Origin of the sequence: Bradyrhizobium sp. BWC-3-1 (genome assembly GCF_032917965.1) — a bacterium.
GTDB lineage: Bacteria > Pseudomonadota > Alphaproteobacteria > Rhizobiales > Xanthobacteraceae > Bradyrhizobium > Bradyrhizobium canariense_D.
Genome location: NZ_CP136625.1, coordinates 3,485,597 through 3,501,732 on the forward strand (window position 1 = coordinate 3,485,597; position 16,136 = coordinate 3,501,732).

Genomic DNA, 16,136 nt, shown 5'->3' on the forward strand with positions numbered 1-16,136 from the left:
CCTCCCGCGGGAGCATCACAGCAACGCGAGGAGAGAGTTTCGGTTCCACTCAAGGTAGCGACACCTGAGGCGCCGCATCATGCTCAGGATGCGTTGACGCCGCGCCAGCGGCCGTAGCGCCAGGGCAAGTACCAGCGCGCGCCCTGTGGTGCGGTGAGGGGCACGTTGTCGATGCCCGAGGTGCCGAAAGGGTTGCAACGGAGCAGGCGCGCGAGCGTCATCCAGCCGCCGGCCCACAGCCCGAACCGTTCGATTGCCTCGTCGCCATAGGTGGAGCAGGTCGGCAGGTGCCGGCAATTGTAGCCAACCAGCGGCGAGAGCGTGTGGCGGTAGAGCCAGATCAGCGCGCGGGCGAATCTGCGTGGAAGCCGGAGCGCGCCCGCGACGGGATTGGAACAGTGCTCGCAGGCTGATTGCTTCATGGGCGCTTTGCTGAGATCGTGGGCGAGGTTTTGCGCGGTTCCGGTGCAGGGAACTGTAAGCTGTTGTTTGTACGTCATATTTTGCGTGCTTTTTGGGAGCAGTGCAGCAAATGCCTATGGACGAGCTGTATTCCCCCGGATACCATTTTTGTGACGTCCATGTGAGACTCATTGGAATGTCGGAACGGGGCTTGGCTGAGTCGGCTCGCCGTAAGGCTTGGGCTAAGGCTTGGGACTTGGGGAAGGGACCAGTTTGAAACTTCTGAAGGCGCTCAATCTTCGCGGCTGGTTGCTGGTAGGAATCGCCGCTTGTGGAGTCGTGCTGGCTGGCGCCGTCGCGATGCTCGGGTCGTCTGCCCGGGCCGGTGCTGCCCTCGAAGAGCGCAAGCTGCCGATGAAGTTCAATTGGGTCGCCTGCGAACCGAATTGCCGCGGTTGGGTCAGTGCAGTCGGCATCATCACCGCCGATACGCCCCGGGACTTCGAAGAGTTTTCCCGCGGGCGCCAGCTCGGCGGCGCCACCGTGGTGCTGGATTCCAGCGGCGGTTCCGTCAACGACGCGATCACGCTCGGCCGGCGCTTCCGCAATCTCGGACTTCTGACCACGGTCGGCGTTAGCGTTCAGAACCGCGGCGGGCAGTCGGCCCGTCCGGCAGTCGCGCCGGAGGCCTATTGCGAATCCATGTGCGTGTTCCTGCTGTTGGCGGGCAAGAAGCGCTACGTGCCGGAAGCGGCCCATGTCCGGGTTCACCAGATCTGGATGGGCGATCGCGCCGACGATGCCAAGGCGGCGAGCTACAGCGCGCAGGACCTGATGATCGTGGAGCGCGACATCGGCCGGCTTGCCAAATACACGTTCGACATGGGCGGTGCCGGCGATCTGCTGTCGCTCGCGCTCAGCGTCCCGCCCTGGGAAGATCTGCATCAGCTCGATGCAGGCGAGCTCAAGCTGACCAATCTCGTGACGACGGATCTCGTGGCCGACGTGCTGCCGCATGTCGACATCTCCGCGCCGGCAATGGCGGAGCTTGCACCGAAGACCCAGGCGAGGTTCGGTGCGGAACCGGAACAGCCTGCGAAGTCGACCAAGACGGCGGAAGCCCTAGTGCCCACGGGCGGCGTGGCCACGCCGGTTGCGGCGTCGCAGAAGTAGCCTCGAATCTCTGATCTATTTCCGGGTCGAGCGACGAGCCCGGATCAGCCTCCGGAATCAGCCTTGCGCCGCAGCCGGCTGCTTCGCCTCGCCTCGATCTGGCCGATGGCATCGACCACGGCATCGAAGGTCAGGAGCGTCGAGGCGTGGCGCGCCTTGTAGTCGCGGACCGGCTCGAGGAACTTGATCTCTTCCCATTTGCCTTCAGGAGGCGCGCCGTTCTCCTTCAGCATCTTGCGAACAGTTTCGCGTAACTCACGGAGTTCGCTCGCAGTCGATCCGACGATCTGACTTGCCATGATGGAGGAAGAAGCTTGTCCCAGCGCGCAGGCCTTCACGTCATGGGCGAAGTCAGTGACCTTCTCGCCCTCCATCTTGAGGTCGACCTTGACCGTCGACCCGCACAGCTTGGAATGGGCGGTGGCAGTGGCATCGGGATCCGGCAACCGCCCGAGCCGCGGAATATTCCCGGCCAGTTCGATGATCCGCTTGTTATAAATGTCGTTCAGCATGTGATGGAGTCCAGCAGGACCGGCCTTGGCGTGCGCCGTCCACAGCCTTATATAGGGTCGGAACTGGCGAAAAACAGTCCAGCGCTGCAGCAGTGGTGTGATCCAGAACCCTGCTGCCGGCGTTACGGCTTGCAGACTTTTCGCCGAAACTGTTCTCTCAGGCGTCCGGCGGTTCGCCGCCCCGTCTGCCGGTGACACTCCGGCCGCAAGGCCGTCGAACGGAGTCGACATGGACGCTACCATCAAATCCATCCGCCCCAACAAGCCCTCCGATCGGCAGCCCGAGAGCCGTCCGGCGGAGCTTGATCCTTCCGAATTCCTCGCCGCCGCCGTCCGCGCCGACCAGCCGCGCCCGGCGCGCGCCGAGGCCGAGCAGGCGGTGAAGACACTGCTCGCCTATATCGGCGAGAATACCAACCGCGAGGGACTGCTCGACACGCCGCGCCGCGTGGTCGAGGCTTTCGACGAACTCTATCAGGGCTACCACCAGTGTCCGGCCGAGGTGCTCGATCGCACCTTCGGCGAGACCGCCGGCTATGACGACTTCGTCCTTGTGCGTGACATCGAGTTCACCTCGCAATGCGAGCATCACATGATGCCGTTCTACGGCAAGGCGCACATCGCCTATACGCCGGTGGAACGCGTGGTCGGCCTGTCGAAGCTTGCGCGCCTCACCGACATCTTCGCCCGCCGCCTCCAGACCCAGGAGCACATGACCGCGCAGATCGCGGCGGCGATCGACGAGATCCTCAAGCCGCGCGGCGTTGCCGTGCTGATCGAGGCCGAGCATACCTGCATGTCGGTGCGCGGCGTCGCCAAGCATGGTGCCTCCACCTTCACCAGCCGCTTCACCGGCATGTTCCGCGACAATCCGGCGGAACAGGCTCGTTTTCTGTCCCTGGTGCGAGGCCTGCAGCGCTGACCTCGCGAATAGACCGGCGAGGGCGTTGTGTCCGCTCACTCCCATGAAACCGAGGAAGGTCTCGCCTTCCTTCCGAGATTCGATGCGGCCGGGCTCGTCACGGTCGTCGCGACCGAATTTGCCACCGGCGACGTGCTGATGGTCGCGCACATGAATGACGAGGCGCTGCGCAAGACCATCGCGACCGGCGAAGCCTGGTACTTCAGCCGCTCGCGCAATGCCTTGTGGCGAAAAGGTGAGACCTCAGGTCAGACCCAGCGCGTGCTCGAGATCCGCACCGATTGCGATCAGGATGCGGTCTGGCTGCGCGTCGAGCAGATCGGCGCTGCGTGTCACACCGGCCGCCGGTCCTGCTTCTACCGCAAGGTCGAGGCCGAAGACGGCGGCGCCAGGCTCGTCTTTGTCGATGCGGACAGGCTGTTCGATCCGGACGCGGTGTACAAGAAGTAGTCCTGCCGTCATGCGGAGGGCGGCGCTGGCGGCCCGAATTTACCCCGCATTAACCATATCTGTCCCACAGTGAGACGACAGGGCGTCGAATTGCCGGCGCGCCTCAACGCCATGCGGGCGGGCACTTCATCATGTCGGTCGACAATTCCAGTGTCTCACAGGCGGCGGTCCTTGATCCGTCGCGGGCACGCGTCGCCAGTGCGATCAAGCAGGCCTCGAACGTAGGTGGCGTCAGCTTCCAGTACATGCTGACCACCGCCAAGATGGAATCGGATTTCGATCCCACGGCGGGGGCGACTACGTCATCCGCGCACGGGCTCTACCAGTTCATCGACCAGACCTGGCTTGGCACGGTGAAGGAAGCGGGCACCCAGCTCGGCTATGGCAACTATTCGGACGCCATCACCAGGACGTCGTCGGGCACCTACACCGTCGATGATCCCGCGATGAAGCGGTCGATCATGAAGCTGCGCGACGATCCGGAGGCCGCCTCCAGCATGGCGGCTGCGCTGACGCAGTCGAACAGCTTCAAGCTCACCGGCCTGCTCGGCCGCAGGCCGTCCGACAGCGAACTCTACATGGCGCATTTCATGGGCGTCGGCGGCGCCGCGAAACTGATCGCCAATGCCGAGGACAATCCGCAAGCGGTTGGCGCGCGGTTGTTTCCTAACGCGGCGTCCGCCAATCGCTCGATCTTCTACGCCAAGGACGGCCGCGCGCGCAGCATCTCCGAGGTCTATTCCGTGCTGGATGCACGCTACGCCGGCGCGGCAAATTCGAAAACCACCCGCAGCGCGATGGCGATGTATGGCGGCACGCCGTCGACCACGCAGGTCGCGAGCGCCAACGGCGTACAGCCTGCCGCGCCGCTGATCGACAATGCCGCGTATCTCCAGACCTTTCCGAACACACGCGCGGTGATGCCGGTCAGCGCGACAGCGCCAACGACGATCGCGGACAATGCGCCAATCACGCCGGTGTTTCGCTCGATCTATCAGCCCGGCGACACCACCCAGCCGGTCTCGACGACCGTGCAGAAATTGTGGGGCAACAATGCCTCGCTCACCTCGGTCGCACCCGCGACCTCGGTCCCATCGGCAACGCCCGACCTCCGGCCGCCCCAGCCGCTTGATCTCTTCAGCGATCGCAGCGGCACGTTCTCAAGCTAATACGCACTCCCGTATCTCGGACACGTCGCAGCGTGAACGCTGCTGCGCAGGGCCAGACGTGAACCGGCCGCCTTTGTTCCCTTAACAAAACGTCAATAAAACCAGCCAGTTATGGTGAACGCTTTGTTAAGCGTCGTGGTTTATTTTGTGTTGCAGGTGACAAGCCGTCACCGCTTCGTCTTCGTTGCGTAAGCCGGAAGCACCATGATCGTTCGGCAGTTCATCAATTGGATCAGGACGGCGCCCGCCGGCGAGCGGGCCGAGGCGACGCGGGCACTGGCCCGGGCCTGGTTGATCTCAGACCTTTCCCATGACGACCGTATTGCCGCTGAAGGCGCGCTTCTGATGCTGCTCGACGATCCCTCGCCGCTGGTGCGGCAGGCGATGGCCGAGGCGTTCGCGCGCAGTACCGAAGCGCCGGCGTCGATCGTGCGGGCGCTGTCGGCGGACCAGCCGACCGTCGCGCTGCCCGTGCTCGAACATTCTCCGCTGCTGATCGACGCCGATCTCGTCGACATCGTCGCGACCGGCAACGACGAGGTGCAGTGCGCGGTCGCGCGCCGCATCGCGCTGCCGGTATCGGTCTGCGCCGCCATTGCCGAAGTCGGCTGCGCGGCGGCAGCGCTCGAGCTGATCGAAAATCCTCATGCAGAGCTTGCGCCGTTCTCCTGGGATCGCATCGTCGAGCGTCACGGCCATCTTGCCGCGATCCGCGAGGCGATGCTGGTGCTGGAGGATCTGCCGTCTGCCACGCGCGCCGCGCTGGTGGCCAAACTCTCAGAGACGCTGGCTCAATTCGTCGTGGCCCGGAACTGGCTGAGTGCCGACCGCGCCGAGCGCATCGCGACCGAGGCGCGCGACCGCTCCACCATGAACATTGCGGCGCGCTCCCGCGGCGAAGACATGGAAGGGCTTGTTCGGCACCTGCGCATCACCGGCCAGCTCACCGCGGGTCTCATTCTGCGCGCGCTGCTGTCGAGCAATCTCGACCTGTTCGATGCGGCGCTGGCTGAGCTCGCCGAGCTGCCGCTGGCGCGCGTGTCCGCGCTGCTGCACGATCGCGGCGGCAACAGCCTGCACGCGCTGCTCCGCCGCGCCGGGCTTCCCGAGGCGACGTTTGCAGCCTTCCAGGTCGCGCTCGATGCCTGCCACGAGCAGGGCTTCGTCGACAGCGACGACAATGCAGCGAGGCTGCGCCGCCGCATGGTCGAGCGCGTACTCACTCATTGCGAGACCGACCGCGGCGCGACCGAGCCGCTGATGGTCCTGCTGCGCCGCTTCGCCACCGAATCTGCGCGCGAAGAGGCAAGGCTGTTCTGCGACGAGCTGGTCGCGGAGGAGACGGTTGATCCGGTGTATGACGATCTGATTGCTGCGTAACGAGACGCTGTAGGGCGGGGCAAAGGCGCATTGCGCCGTGCCCACCGTCTCTCCGCACAATTCATGTCGATTGGTGGGCAACGCTTCGCTTTGCCCACCCTACAACACCTCGCGAACGGCGAAGCTACCCCGCCGGCGCGATGCTCGGTGCCAGGATCACCTCGAGATGCTCGGGGCGATCGCGGTTGGCGTCGGCGAGATAGTCGTCGGCGACCTTGCGCAGGCGCCGGCTGAGTTCGGCGGAGACGCTGATGCTGTCGAGCTTGGTGTTCTCGTGCACGATGGCAAGGATGGCGTTGATGTGGTGCGTGAACAGCTCGGCCGGTACCTTTTCGAGATCGGGCGCGTGTTCGATGACGCGGCACAGGCTCTCGGCTACGCCCGCCGCCGCCGGATAGCCGAAAGTCGCGGCATCGCCCTTGATGTCATGCGCGGCGCGAAACAACTCGTCGCGCCTGTCCTTGCTGAAGCCGTCGTGCCGGATGGCGACGTAGGCGGCCGACAGCCGGTTGATCTCGGTCGCCATCCAGTCCTTGAACTCGCCAGCAAGGCCCGCGAGCGCCTGTTCGGCGCGGCCGATCGGATCGTCCATGTCTTTGTCTTCGACGCGGCGCAGGACCGACCGCAGCGGGTTGGGCTGCGTGATGATTTGATGCGTGGCGAAGGCCGTGATCTCGATGTCTCTTGCGCTGTTCTTCGCCATGATATCGGCCTCGATCGTGAGAGACGTTGCGCTAGATGGAGGAGCGGGCCTTGTCGAGCAGCGAGGGCTGCTGCAGCACCTCGTGCTTTTCGCCGACGCGGCGCTCGGGGCCCATATAGGCTGAGTTGATGTTGCGGCGGCGGTCCGGGCCGAAATAGGTCTTGGTCTTGATGAAGGGGCGGGGACTGGCGACCACGTTGAGGATGCGCTGGTAGAGCCCCTTGGCCGAGATCGGCTTGGCCAGAAATTCGGTGACGCCGGCATCGCGCGCCACCGTGACGCGGCGCTTCTCGGAATGGCCGGTCAGCATGATGATCGGCGCGTAGGGATTGCCCTTGGATTCCGGCTGCCGGATCATCTGCGCCAGCTCGAGCCCATCGAAGATCGGCATCGCCCAGTCGGTGATGACGATGTCGGGCACGTAATGGCTGTACATTTCCAGCGCCGTGGCGCCGTCCTCGGCCTCGTAGACTTCACGCGCGCCAAAGGAATGCAGCAGCGTGCGCAGGATGCGGCGCATGTGCGGATTGTCGTCGCAGACGAGGAAACGCAGCTTGTTGAAATCGATGCGGAACATGGAGCCCGGGCCGAAGTGGTCAACTTTCGTTAACCATATCTCGCCGGGGGTTAATGAAGGGTTGCGATCGGCAGTCCGGCGGGCGGCTCAGGAGCCGAACTGTTCGCGCAGAATGCGCTCTTCCAGGCTGTGACCGGGGTCGAACAGCATGCGCATCGAGATGGTCTTGTCGGACAGCACCTCGACGCGGCGAACATCGCGCACCTCGTCGTGGTCGGCGACCGCCGCCACGGGGCGCTTGTCGCCCTCCAGCACCTCAATCACGACATAAGCCGTGTTCGGCAGCAGCGCGCCGCGCCAGCGTCGTGGGCGGAAGGCGCTGATCGGCGTCAGCGCCAGCAGCGCGGCGTTGATCGGCAGGATCGGTCCTTGGGCGGACAGATTGTAGGCGGTCGAGCCGGCTGGCGTTGCCACCATGATGCCGTCGGCGATCAGCTCGGACATGCGCTCGCGCTCGTCGATCAGGATCCGCAGGCGCGCGGCCTGGTAGGTCTGCCGGAACAGGGCGACCTCGTTGATGGCGTGATGCAGGTGGACGCGGTCGTTGGCGTCGGTCGCGCGCATCAGCAAGGGGTGGATTTCGGATTCCTGCGCCGCCTCGAGGCGGGCTCGAAGATCGACCGTCGAGTACTCGTTCATCAGGAAGCCGACGGTGCCGCGGTGCATGCCGTAGATCGGCTTGCCCGTATGCATGTGCTGATGCAGCGTCTGGAGCATGAGCCCGTCGCCGCCGAGTGCGACGACGATGTCGGCGTCCTTCGGGTTGCAATTGCCGAAGTCCCTGGTGAGCTGGCCGAAGGCGGCTTGCGCCTCGCTGCTGGGGCTGGCGACGAAGGCGATCCGGTCGTATCGCGCTGGCTTGGTCATGGCTTCCGGGCAGGGCCGCTGGCTCGAGAAAGTTCCGCCGGGCTCGTCTAACGATCTCGACCCCGATTGTCGAGGATGACCACCCTTCACAGCAGTCCGGCAACTGCCCATTCCGATTTGAGGATGAAACCGGGTCGATTTGTGCCCCACCGGGCTCTTCAGGCGCCGCCGGAGCCATGATCCCCCAAACCGTCGCAATTCCGCGCTAGCCTTGCGGTCCGCACCGGTGGTCGTCGCCGGGCAGGGAGAACGACCATGAATATGAATATGCCGGTGCTCCGCCGTGCGACCCTGGTGCTGGCGGTATCGGCATTCGCGCTCGCAGGATTGGCGCGCGCCGACGATCCGCCGCAGCCGCGCGCCGAGGCGGCAGCGCCAGCCGGACAGAAGGGCGGGCGCGGCGGCGCACAAAGCGCGTCGCAGAATGCATCGCCATCCGCCGAGCCGCACCGTCTTCCGTCGGATTCGACCACGAAGCAGACACTCGATCTTCCCGGCCGCAGCCTCAATTTCGCAGCGACCGCTGGTTCGATCCGCGTGTTCGACGGCAAGGGTGAGCCGGTGGCCGACATCGCCTATACATCCTATGAGCTCGACGGCGCAGACCGTGCGACGCGTCCCGTGACGTTCCTGTTCAACGGCGGGCCCGGTGCGTCGTCGGCATGGCTCCAGTTCGGCGCGGCCGGGCCGTGGCGGCTGCCGCTCGATGGCGAAGCGCTGTCGCCGTCCGCCTCGCCCGAGGTGAAGCCGAACGCGGAGACCTGGCTCGATTTCACCGATCTCGTCTTCATCGACCCCGTCAGCACCGGCTACAGCCGCTTCGTCGCGACCGGCGAAGACGCGCGCAAGTCGTTCTACTCCGTCGACGGCGACGTCAATTCGATCGCGTTGGTGATCCGCCGCTGGCTCGAGAAGCACGAGCGGCTGACCTCGCCGAAATACGTCGCCGGCGAAAGCTATGGCGGCATTCGCGGGCCGAAGGTGGTGCGCCAGTTGCAGCTCCAGCACGGCGTCGGCGTCAGGGGATTGATCCTGGTGTCGCCGCTCCTGGACTTCCGCGAATTCACCGGCACCAGCCTCCTGCAATATGTCGCGACGCTGCCGAGCTATGTGGCGGTGGCGCGCGCGGCGAAAGGCCCGGTCAAGCGCGCCGATCTCGCCGACGTCGAGGCTTACGCGCGCGGCGAATTCCTGGCCGACCTCGTCAAGGGCGAGGCGGACAAGGAGGCCACCAATCGTCTTGCCGACAAGGTCGCCGAGCTCACCGGCATCGACCAGGCGGTGAGCCGTCGGCTTGCCGGCCGCTTCGACGTCGGCGAATTCCGCCGCGAATTCGACCGCAAGAACGGCAAGGTGACGGGGCGCTACGATGGCTCGGTACGCGGCCTTGATCCCTATCCGGATTCGAGCAGCTCGCGGTTCGGTGATCCCTCCGGCGATGCGCTGCAGGCGCCGCTGACGAGTGCGGCGGTTGACCTGCTGACACACAAGCTCAACTGGCGGCCCGATGGCTCCTACGAGGTGTTGAACGGCGCCGTCGAGGGTCATTGGGATTTCGGCCGCGGCATCAATCCGCCGCAATCAGTCTCCGAGCTGCGACAGATCCTTGCCACGGATGCGAAGCTGAACGTGCTGGTCGCGCACGGCCTGTTCGATCTCGCCACCCCCTATTTCGGATCGAAGCGGGTGCTCGACCAGTTGCCGGCCTTCGCAACGCAGCGGGTCAAGTTCGTGGTCTATCCCGGCGGCCACATGTTCTATTCGCGCGACGGCTCGCGGCAGGCCCTTCGAAGCGAGGTCGAGACGCTCATTCGGGAGTAGCCCGCCGCTTGCGCGGCTTGTATCGCCGCGCGATCTCGCGGGCTACGACGGCCGCAGGCTTGATATTGGCGCCCGCGATCCAGACGTCACTGACCTTGCCGCGCTTGTCGCGGACGCGGCGGACCGGCTCGCCGTGGCTGGAGTAGCCGGCGGCCCAGGCGAGCTTGCCGGTGTCGCGGCCGGTGACCTCGATCTCGGCGGCGTCCATGAACGGGTTGTTGAACTGGGGATTGGCGACCAGCACGCGGTTGCCGACCGGCACGAGGTCGTTCGCGCCCCAGATCGTCCACCAACGGCCGGTCCAGTCGCGCACGCGGCGGTCGGGTGCACCACGGGACTGGAAGACGCGCAGGATCTGCATCGCGCCGTCCATCCAGAACGGGGCCGCGCCGTCGATGGAGTTGCTGAGGATGCTGATCGCGAGCTCGCAAGCGGGGATGGAGCAGGTCCTGGAGATGTAACCTTGAAAGCCGCCGCCATGGCCCAACCAATCCCAGCCGTCGGTTTTGCCGGCGTTGACGCCGAGGCCGTAATAGGCCTCGAAGCTTTGCGGCACGCGCCAATGGTTTCGCGTCATCTCGCGGCGGCTTGCGACCGATAGCACGCTCTTTTTCGCATTGGGCGCGAGCTGCGCGTAGAAGCGGGCGGTATCGGCGGCGGTCGCGATGAAGCCGGCGGCGGAGGCCATCGCGTGCGCGGGATTGTCGCCGGGGATCACGCATCGCTCTCCGTACGGCAGCTTGCGAGTGTGGCCGCGCGCGAACGACGCGCCCTTGGGAAGCGGCGCGTCCGGCTCGGTCTCGCGCAGGCCCGCAGGTTCGATGATCTCGCGCTTGATCCAGACCGGGTAGGGCTCCTTCGTCACGGCCTCGATGACGAGACCGATCAGCCCAAAGCCGTGATTGGAATATTTGAAGCGTGTGCCCGGCTCGATTACGGTCGGCCGCTTCAATTCCGCGAGCAGCTCGTTCGCGTCGAGATAGGGACGGCTGTCGATGAACTGGCCGGAATCGGCGCCGTCGCGCGTCAGTCCCGCGCTGTGCGAGAGCACTTGCGCAATCGTCGTTTCGGCGACGCGCGGATGCAGGCCGGCGACATGTTGGCCGATGGAATCGTCGAGCCGGAGCTTGCGCTGCTCGCGCAGCTTCATGACGCCGGCCGAGGTGAAGCTCTTCGAGTGCGAGGCGATGCGGAAGCAATGGCGCGGGGTGAGCTTCTCGCCGGTGTCGAGATTGGCGAGGCCGAACGCATGCTCGGCAACCACCTCGCCGCGATGGACGAAGGCGACCATGACGCCCGGCTGCTGGATTGTGGTGTGCTGGAATTCGATCCAGGAGCCGATGTAGTCGATCGCGGATCGCAGCCACTTGTCCATTGCGCACCGATTTACCAGGAGAGTGTTTGATGCGAGAGGCTAACCGAGAACGCAGAACGGGCACAACCCTGAGGTTGTGCCCGTTCGTCCCATTCGGAGATGCGATGTTCTTAATAGACGAGGGTCGCTCCGGTCGGCTTGTCGAGCGCGGCGGCGAGCGAGCGATATTCGGAGCTGTCGGTGCCGGCGAGCGAGGCGAGCTTGTTCAGGTGATACTGCGCCTGCTCGCGGTTGCCCTGCTCGAGCTGCCAGAGGCCATAATACTGCCAGGTGCGGACGTGGTTCGGATCGTCCTTCAGCGCGAGCTCGTAATAGACCTTCGACGACTGGTAGTCGCCGAGCTTGCGATAGGAGTAGCCGATCAGATTGGCGACGTCGGCGACGTCGTCGCGCTTGAGCGACTTCAGCTGGCCGATCGCGCCGGTGTAGTCGTGATTGTCATAGATCGTGGTGTAGGCGGTGCGATAGGCAGCAAGGAATTTCGGATCGCTGACCGAGGAGCTCTTCTTCTTGCCCTTCTTGGTCGAGGTGTCGGATTTCGGTGGCGAGGAGGGCTCATCGCTGCCGGCGGCATAGGCGCTGGTCAGCACCGGAGCCGCTGCCAACGACACGGCGACAAGTCCCGGCACAAGAAGCATTGAGAGTTTGCGCATATAAGTTCTCCGGTATGGAACGTGGCGATCCTACACGATTGCCCAAAGACCGGAACACCCATCAGGCAAAAACATTCCCGGCATCCTGGCCTAGGGCGGATGACAAACTTGTCATCCAGATGAACGGGAGCCTGCTGTGGGCTTCAGATTGGGTTCAGTGCGAGCCTCCTAGGCTCCAACCTACGATCAAAGGGTTGGCGAGAGGGCGCCCGCCTCAAGATCCTTCCAGGAGGAGACCAACCATGTTGAAGACCATTTCCGCAGCCTTGCTCGCAGCCTCCGTGATCGCAGCCCCGGCCTTCGCAGCCGAGACCACCACGACCACGCCGGTGATCAAGGCAGACCAGAGCCAGACCAAGGTGTCGACCACCGCCGCGAAACCCGATGCCGGCCTCAAGGCCAACGCCAAGGCTTCGGATGTCAAGGCTTCGGACGTCAAGGCCGATGCCAAGGTGGACACCAAGTCGAAGGCGATGAACGCCAACGCCGCCGTCACACCGGACGAGCACAAGACCGTGCGCAAGCATCGCCACCACCACAAGCATCTGTCAGCGAAGAAGTCGCTGAAGACGCAGCCGGACGTCACCAAGCCGGCGACGATGGAGAAGCGCAGCTAACGACTGAGCCTGCGCGGCGGCGTCCTAGCATTGCGCCGGCCGCCGCGTGAGGAATTCAGGCCCGGCCCGTTCGTCACGCCTTGCGCGAAAGCTCGAGGTGCTGGCGGCGGGCCGCTATGACCATGCTGAAGCCCGCGAGCAACGTCCCAGATTTGGCGGCCGCAAACAAAACCTCGAAAACAACCCCATGCACAGTAGCGGGTCGTAGATAAATCAATGGTTTAAGGGGTGGCGCATTTGCGGATTTTACGAATCCGTTTGACTCGTCGGGCAAAACACCTGTAGACATGCATCATTGCAACCTTGGGGCTGGAACGTCTCCGAGACTGATCGAGCGGAGAGCGTAAGCGGTGCGGCGACTAGCGGAACGCGCAGTGAGCTTGGCGTTGATGCTGGCACTGCCGCTGGCGCTCACGGGATGTTTCGGCAGCGATGGTGACCGTCCAACCCTGATGGAGGGGACCCAGGCCGGAGGTCCACAACCGTTCCCGGATAATTTCCGTGGCGACACGCTGGCCTTGATGCGCAGCTATCTGAACAATCCCGTCGGCGTGCGTGACGCCAGCATGGCCGAGCCGGCGCAGCGCGAGGTCGGAGGCCGCCAGTTCTACGTCAGTTGCCTGCACTTCACCCCACGCGAGACCGACGGCAGCTACAAGGCCATGAGGGAGCGCGCCGTGATCTTCGTCAACGGCCGGGCGGACCGCGTCGTCGATCGCGCCAGCGAGCTGTGCGCGGGCGCGGTTTACGTACCCTTTCCGGAACTTGAAAAGATGACGCGGTAGCGCAAAGCCCACCTTCATCGCTTGGTGATAGACAAAGCCCGCCGGAGCTGCCGGATCACATTTCGGGGAGCTTTGAACGGGGTGGTTTCGCGTTGCGACTAATCGTTACGGAAGGTTTTGTTTCCGACGGAAAAACCGTCGGCACGCGCCTGTCGGACGGAACAAAATCGCACTGTTGCCGCTCCGTCACAGTAACGAACGATCAACGTTCCGGCATCGCCTCGAAGCAACCCAATTCACGCCACGTTGTTTCCTGAGTGTCGAATTGAAAGAACGGGGATAATTATGAAGAGGATTTTGCTGGGCGCGGTTGCCCTGCTTGCGCTGGCTGCGCCGGCTGCCGCAGCCGACATGCAGGCGCGCACCTACACCAAGGCTCCGGCCTACACGCCGCCGCAGGTGATCTACAACTGGACCGGCTTCTACATCGGTGGCCATGTCGGCGGCGCCTTTGCCGGCGACAGCAGCTTCCAGTCGAGCGACGCGCGCTTCCTCGGCGGTGTTCAGGGCGGCTTCGACTACCAGTTCGCGCCCAATTGGGTCATGGGTGTCGAGGCCCAGTATTCCTGGCTGCCGACCAACAATGGCGGCGCTACGTTCCCGCTGGGCACGCAGGTGACCTCCAATACCGACCAGCTCGGCTCGGTGACCGGTCGCATCGGCTACACCTGGGGACCGGCGCTGCTTTACGCGAAGGGCGGTTATGCCTGGCGCAATGGCGGTCTTGGCGTCAATGTCGCCGGCGTCCCGCAGCCCTTCACCGCCACCGGCAACAGCAAGGACGGCTATACCGTTGGCGCTGGCCTCGAATACATGTTCGCGCCGAACTGGTCGGCCAAGGCCGAGTACCAATATTACAACTTCGGCAACACGACGATCACCTCCGGTCCGGCTGACGTCGTCGGCGTCCGCGGCCGGGAGGACGAGCATACCGTCAAGGTCGGCGTGAATTACCGCTTCGGCTGGGGCGGTCCGGCAGCCTCGCGCTACTGACGCGCCACCAGCGACCCACGACCTGACAAAGGCCGGCTCTCGCCGGCCTTTCGTTTGCCCAGCCCTCGTTCGCAAGTCCTTTGTTTGCATCGCGTCAACCATCTGGCGCGTCATTTGCAGGCAAACGTTCTGGCGGGCGCTTTCTCGCGCGCGTCATGGAGCTCGGGTAAAGCAAAAATAATTTTTGCAGCTTACGGAACTCGCGCGCCGGAACGCGTTATATGACAATTACCGGGCTGGTGGGACGACGGACATGCGTATCTTGGTGTCGGCTGTGGTGCTCTCGTGCTTCGTCAGTTTGCCGTGCGCTGCCCAAACAATCCTCAAATCCGAGCCTCTGATGCTGGCACCCTACGAGGTGGCCTTCGTCAAGGACGCCTCGTGCTCCTCCGGTAAGGTGCTGAAGGTCACCGGCGCGATCCGTGGGCTGCATCGCCGGAAGGCCTGCGTGGCTCTGGCGGGCGAGCAGGCGTCACTGGCCACCGCGACCCCCTAAGCTTTTCCTGAGCTCTGGCTTCCCAGCTTCGATTCCTCTTTAGGAATTCAGCTCAAGCTCCATCCTCGCTTGGCGATCAGCCTCGGCCTTGTTCCGGGCCGGGTCCTCGCCCTGTGCGGCCCGGCACGGCTTGATCTCGTAATCGTTGTCGAGCACCCGGCGTGGCCCGGGACGGTTGTCATCCGCAGTTACGTCCACGACGAGGCCACTTCGCTGCGCGAGCCTCCAGACGTCGGACTCGTCAGGATAGGCCTTGCTGATCTGGGCATCGTTGCAGAACAGGGCGTAGGGCATTGTTCCCGCTCCTGGAAAGCGCATTAACGAATTTGACGGGGTAGGGGTTCCGCTCGCCGGTCGATCACGCGGCCGTGATCAGGGCCGCCGGGTCCTGAGTCCTTAACGAGTCCTGAATCCCGGAAAAAAGAATCCACGGGACTCATTTGGCGGAATCAGCGGATGTTTTCGGTCATGACGACGGACCTGAAAACCTCTTGCGGGCACATGCTGCTGCCCCTCACGCTGGCCCTGTTCGGCGCCTGCGCGGCCAATCTCTGGCTAGTGTGGTCCTGGCTTTAGGCCAGCGACGGGAGATCCGGCTTTACTTGTCAGCCGGTGGACGGGAGGAGGGCTCGCGGATGGCGGCCCGCAATTTGGTCAGGGTGGCCGCGCAATATTCCTCGCGCTCCCGCTCGAACCGCTCCTGATGCTTGCGGAAATTGGCGATGCGGGCCTGTATTTCGGTGCGGACGTCGTGGCTCGCCACCCGGGGCGACGGGAGAGGTAACGGCTGCGGCGGAGCGGCCTTAAGTGGCTCGGTCCCCATGATGGTGTTGACGGGGGCGATCTGCACCGACGCGGCCACTGTCGCCGTCGGGATCTCCGGTGGATGCAAGTCATCCTTTTTGCCGGTTACCGATTGGACGAAAGCCATTGTCTGCGCGATCAGCGCGTCGCGTTCCGCGATCCACTTCATGGTGCACCCCTGTTGGCGCCATTCCAGCAAAGCTGGCCGGCCGAATCAAGAAGGTGTTGGGTGGGGGATTGCATATTTTTCCCGGCCGCCCGACAGTGGGGAATGGATGCCAAAGCAGACCATTCAGCCGAAGCCGAGGGCTTGAGGCTCGTCCGCGCGTTCCTATCGCTGCCGCCCGACAAACGGGCGGAGGTGATCGCGTTCGCTGAGGAGTTGGCCCGCGCCAAACGCCGTCCGGAGGAGGGCGCCGACGTCTCGCCGGCGTGAG

At 64.4% G+C, this 16,136-nt stretch carries 19 protein-coding genes and 1 pseudogene; 11 read left to right on the forward strand and 9 right to left on the reverse strand.

Annotated features, from left to right (window positions below):
* Positions 1 to 83 precede the first annotated feature (83 nt).
* On the reverse strand, positions 84 to 422 hold the full coding sequence (gene yidD / locus RX329_RS16715; RefSeq protein WP_247299741.1) for a membrane protein insertion efficiency factor YidD: 339 nt from the start codon (positions 420 to 422) through the stop codon (positions 84 to 86).
* Between the two features lie 253 nt (positions 423 to 675).
* On the opposite strand from yidD, the gene RX329_RS16720 reads away from it, so the two are divergent.
* The gene (locus tag RX329_RS16720) at positions 676 to 1,575 is read left to right on the forward strand and encodes a hypothetical protein (RefSeq protein ID WP_204511587.1); all 900 of its coding nucleotides are present in this window, start codon (positions 676 to 678) and stop codon (positions 1,573 to 1,575) included.
* 57 nt (positions 1,576 to 1,632) lie between these two features.
* Here the strand turns inward: RX329_RS16720 and RX329_RS16725 are convergent.
* Positions 1,633 to 2,087, reverse strand: a pseudogene (locus RX329_RS16725) (iron-sulfur cluster assembly scaffold protein).
* A gap of 229 nt (positions 2,088 to 2,316) precedes the next feature.
* Here RX329_RS16725 and folE point away from each other — a divergent pair.
* From folE to RX329_RS16745, 4 genes are all read left to right on the forward strand, one after another.
* Positions 2,317 to 3,009 (forward strand): GTP cyclohydrolase I FolE, encoded by a 693-nt coding sequence (gene folE, locus RX329_RS16730; RefSeq protein ID WP_007602630.1) that lies wholly within the window; start codon positions 2,317 to 2,319, stop codon positions 3,007 to 3,009.
* A gap of 27 nt (positions 3,010 to 3,036) precedes the next feature.
* Positions 3,037 to 3,459, forward strand: coding sequence for a phosphoribosyl-AMP cyclohydrolase (gene hisI / locus RX329_RS16735; protein WP_085351148.1), 423 nt, complete (start codon positions 3,037 to 3,039; stop codon positions 3,457 to 3,459).
* 131 nt (positions 3,460 to 3,590) lie between these two features.
* Positions 3,591 to 4,628, forward strand: a complete 1,038-nt coding sequence (locus tag RX329_RS16740) for a lytic transglycosylase domain-containing protein (protein WP_247443702.1) — start codon at positions 3,591 to 3,593, stop codon at positions 4,626 to 4,628.
* A gap of 204 nt (positions 4,629 to 4,832) precedes the next feature.
* Complete coding sequence (locus RX329_RS16745; RefSeq protein ID WP_085351150.1) at positions 4,833 to 6,008, forward strand: DUF2336 domain-containing protein; 1,176 nt, start codon at positions 4,833 to 4,835, stop codon at positions 6,006 to 6,008.
* A 124-nt stretch (positions 6,009 to 6,132) separates the two neighbouring features.
* Here RX329_RS16745 and RX329_RS16750 read toward each other — a convergent pair whose 3' ends face one another.
* The 3 genes from RX329_RS16750 to RX329_RS16760 all read right to left on the reverse strand — a co-directional run bounded on the left by RX329_RS16750 (position 6,133) and on the right by RX329_RS16760 (position 8,155).
* Entirely contained in the window at positions 6,133 to 6,711 is a 579-nt protein-coding gene (locus RX329_RS16750; RefSeq protein WP_018455380.1) for an Hpt domain-containing protein, read from the reverse strand.
* 31 nt (positions 6,712 to 6,742) lie between these two features.
* Entirely contained in the window at positions 6,743 to 7,288 is a 546-nt protein-coding gene (locus RX329_RS16755) for a response regulator (RefSeq protein WP_007611745.1), read from the reverse strand.
* A gap of 87 nt (positions 7,289 to 7,375) precedes the next feature.
* Positions 7,376 to 8,155, reverse strand: coding sequence for an NAD kinase (locus RX329_RS16760; protein ID WP_085384999.1), 780 nt, complete (start codon positions 8,153 to 8,155; stop codon positions 7,376 to 7,378).
* A gap of 255 nt (positions 8,156 to 8,410) precedes the next feature.
* Between RX329_RS16760 and RX329_RS16765 the strand changes: the two genes are divergently transcribed.
* Positions 8,411 to 9,976: a S10 family serine carboxypeptidase-like protein gene (locus RX329_RS16765; RefSeq protein WP_317246150.1), complete on the forward strand. Its 1,566-nt coding sequence runs from the start codon at positions 8,411 to 8,413 to the stop codon at positions 9,974 to 9,976.
* Here the strand turns inward: RX329_RS16765 and RX329_RS16770 are convergent.
* Entirely contained in the window at positions 9,963 to 11,351 is a 1,389-nt protein-coding gene (locus tag RX329_RS16770; RefSeq protein ID WP_317246151.1) for a serine hydrolase domain-containing protein, read from the reverse strand. The genes RX329_RS16765 and RX329_RS16770 overlap by 14 nt on opposite strands.
* Before the next feature lie 110 nt (positions 11,352 to 11,461).
* Entirely contained in the window at positions 11,462 to 12,004 is a 543-nt protein-coding gene (locus RX329_RS16775) for a tetratricopeptide repeat protein (protein WP_085351154.1), read from the reverse strand.
* Between the two features lie 242 nt (positions 12,005 to 12,246).
* Between RX329_RS16775 and RX329_RS16780 the strand changes: the two genes are divergently transcribed.
* From RX329_RS16780 to RX329_RS16795, 4 genes are all read left to right on the forward strand, one after another.
* Positions 12,247 to 12,621, forward strand: a complete 375-nt coding sequence (locus tag RX329_RS16780) for a His-rich protein BRANT (RefSeq protein ID WP_085351155.1) — start codon at positions 12,247 to 12,249, stop codon at positions 12,619 to 12,621.
* Positions 12,622 to 13,010: 389 nt separating this feature from the next.
* The gene (locus tag RX329_RS16785; protein ID WP_317246420.1) at positions 13,011 to 13,406 is read left to right on the forward strand and encodes a hypothetical protein; all 396 of its coding nucleotides are present in this window, start codon (positions 13,011 to 13,013) and stop codon (positions 13,404 to 13,406) included.
* A gap of 285 nt (positions 13,407 to 13,691) precedes the next feature.
* Positions 13,692 to 14,399: an outer membrane protein gene (locus tag RX329_RS16790; protein WP_085384994.1), complete on the forward strand. Its 708-nt coding sequence runs from the start codon at positions 13,692 to 13,694 to the stop codon at positions 14,397 to 14,399.
* Positions 14,400 to 14,652: 253 nt separating this feature from the next.
* Positions 14,653 to 14,895, forward strand: a complete 243-nt coding sequence (locus RX329_RS16795; protein WP_018455389.1) for a hypothetical protein — start codon at positions 14,653 to 14,655, stop codon at positions 14,893 to 14,895.
* A gap of 39 nt (positions 14,896 to 14,934) precedes the next feature.
* On the opposite strand, the gene RX329_RS16800 is transcribed toward RX329_RS16795, so the two are convergent.
* Entirely contained in the window at positions 14,935 to 15,189 is a 255-nt protein-coding gene (locus RX329_RS16800) for a hypothetical protein (RefSeq protein WP_018455390.1), read from the reverse strand.
* Between the two features lie 304 nt (positions 15,190 to 15,493).
* Complete coding sequence (locus tag RX329_RS16805) at positions 15,494 to 15,868, reverse strand: hypothetical protein (RefSeq protein ID WP_317246152.1); 375 nt, start codon at positions 15,866 to 15,868, stop codon at positions 15,494 to 15,496.
* Between the two features lie 102 nt (positions 15,869 to 15,970).
* Between RX329_RS16805 and RX329_RS16810 the strand changes: the two genes are divergently transcribed.
* Positions 15,971 to 16,135 (forward strand): hypothetical protein, encoded by a 165-nt coding sequence (locus RX329_RS16810; RefSeq protein WP_247299724.1) that lies wholly within the window; start codon positions 15,971 to 15,973, stop codon positions 16,133 to 16,135.
* Position 16,136 lies beyond the last annotated feature (1 nt).

What these genes read in the sequence shown, in the direction of transcription:
- yidD (WP_247299741.1), bottom strand. Translation starts at nt 422, where the DNA reads ATGAAGCAATCAGCCTGCGAGCACTGTTCCAATCCCGTCGCGGGCGCG.
- folE (WP_007602630.1), top strand. Translation starts at nt 2,317, where the DNA reads ATGGACGCTACCATCAAATCCATCCGCCCCAACAAGCCCTCCGATCGG.
- RX329_RS16740 (WP_247443702.1), top strand. Translation starts at nt 3,591, where the DNA reads ATGTCGGTCGACAATTCCAGTGTCTCACAGGCGGCGGTCCTTGATCCG.
- RX329_RS16745 (WP_085351150.1), top strand. Translation starts at nt 4,833, where the DNA reads ATGATCGTTCGGCAGTTCATCAATTGGATCAGGACGGCGCCCGCCGGC.
- RX329_RS16750 (WP_018455380.1), bottom strand. Translation starts at nt 6,711, where the DNA reads ATGGCGAAGAACAGCGCAAGAGACATCGAGATCACGGCCTTCGCCACG.
- RX329_RS16755 (WP_007611745.1), bottom strand. Translation starts at nt 7,288, where the DNA reads ATGTTCCGCATCGATTTCAACAAGCTGCGTTTCCTCGTCTGCGACGAC.
- RX329_RS16760 (WP_085384999.1), bottom strand. Translation starts at nt 8,155, where the DNA reads ATGACCAAGCCAGCGCGATACGACCGGATCGCCTTCGTCGCCAGCCCC.
- RX329_RS16765 (WP_317246150.1), top strand. Translation starts at nt 8,411, where the DNA reads ATGAATATGAATATGCCGGTGCTCCGCCGTGCGACCCTGGTGCTGGCG.
- RX329_RS16770 (WP_317246151.1), bottom strand. Translation starts at nt 11,351, where the DNA reads ATGGACAAGTGGCTGCGATCCGCGATCGACTACATCGGCTCCTGGATC.
- RX329_RS16775 (WP_085351154.1), bottom strand. Translation starts at nt 12,004, where the DNA reads ATGCGCAAACTCTCAATGCTTCTTGTGCCGGGACTTGTCGCCGTGTCG.
- RX329_RS16780 (WP_085351155.1), top strand. Translation starts at nt 12,247, where the DNA reads ATGTTGAAGACCATTTCCGCAGCCTTGCTCGCAGCCTCCGTGATCGCA.
- RX329_RS16785 (WP_317246420.1), top strand. Translation starts at nt 13,011, where the DNA reads ATGCTGGCACTGCCGCTGGCGCTCACGGGATGTTTCGGCAGCGATGGT.
- RX329_RS16790 (WP_085384994.1), top strand. Translation starts at nt 13,692, where the DNA reads ATGAAGAGGATTTTGCTGGGCGCGGTTGCCCTGCTTGCGCTGGCTGCG.
- RX329_RS16795 (WP_018455389.1), top strand. Translation starts at nt 14,653, where the DNA reads ATGCGTATCTTGGTGTCGGCTGTGGTGCTCTCGTGCTTCGTCAGTTTG.
- RX329_RS16800 (WP_018455390.1), bottom strand. Translation starts at nt 15,189, where the DNA reads ATGCCCTACGCCCTGTTCTGCAACGATGCCCAGATCAGCAAGGCCTAT.
- RX329_RS16805 (WP_317246152.1), bottom strand. Translation starts at nt 15,868, where the DNA reads ATGAAGTGGATCGCGGAACGCGACGCGCTGATCGCGCAGACAATGGCT.
- RX329_RS16810 (WP_247299724.1), top strand. Translation starts at nt 15,971, where the DNA reads ATGGATGCCAAAGCAGACCATTCAGCCGAAGCCGAGGGCTTGAGGCTC.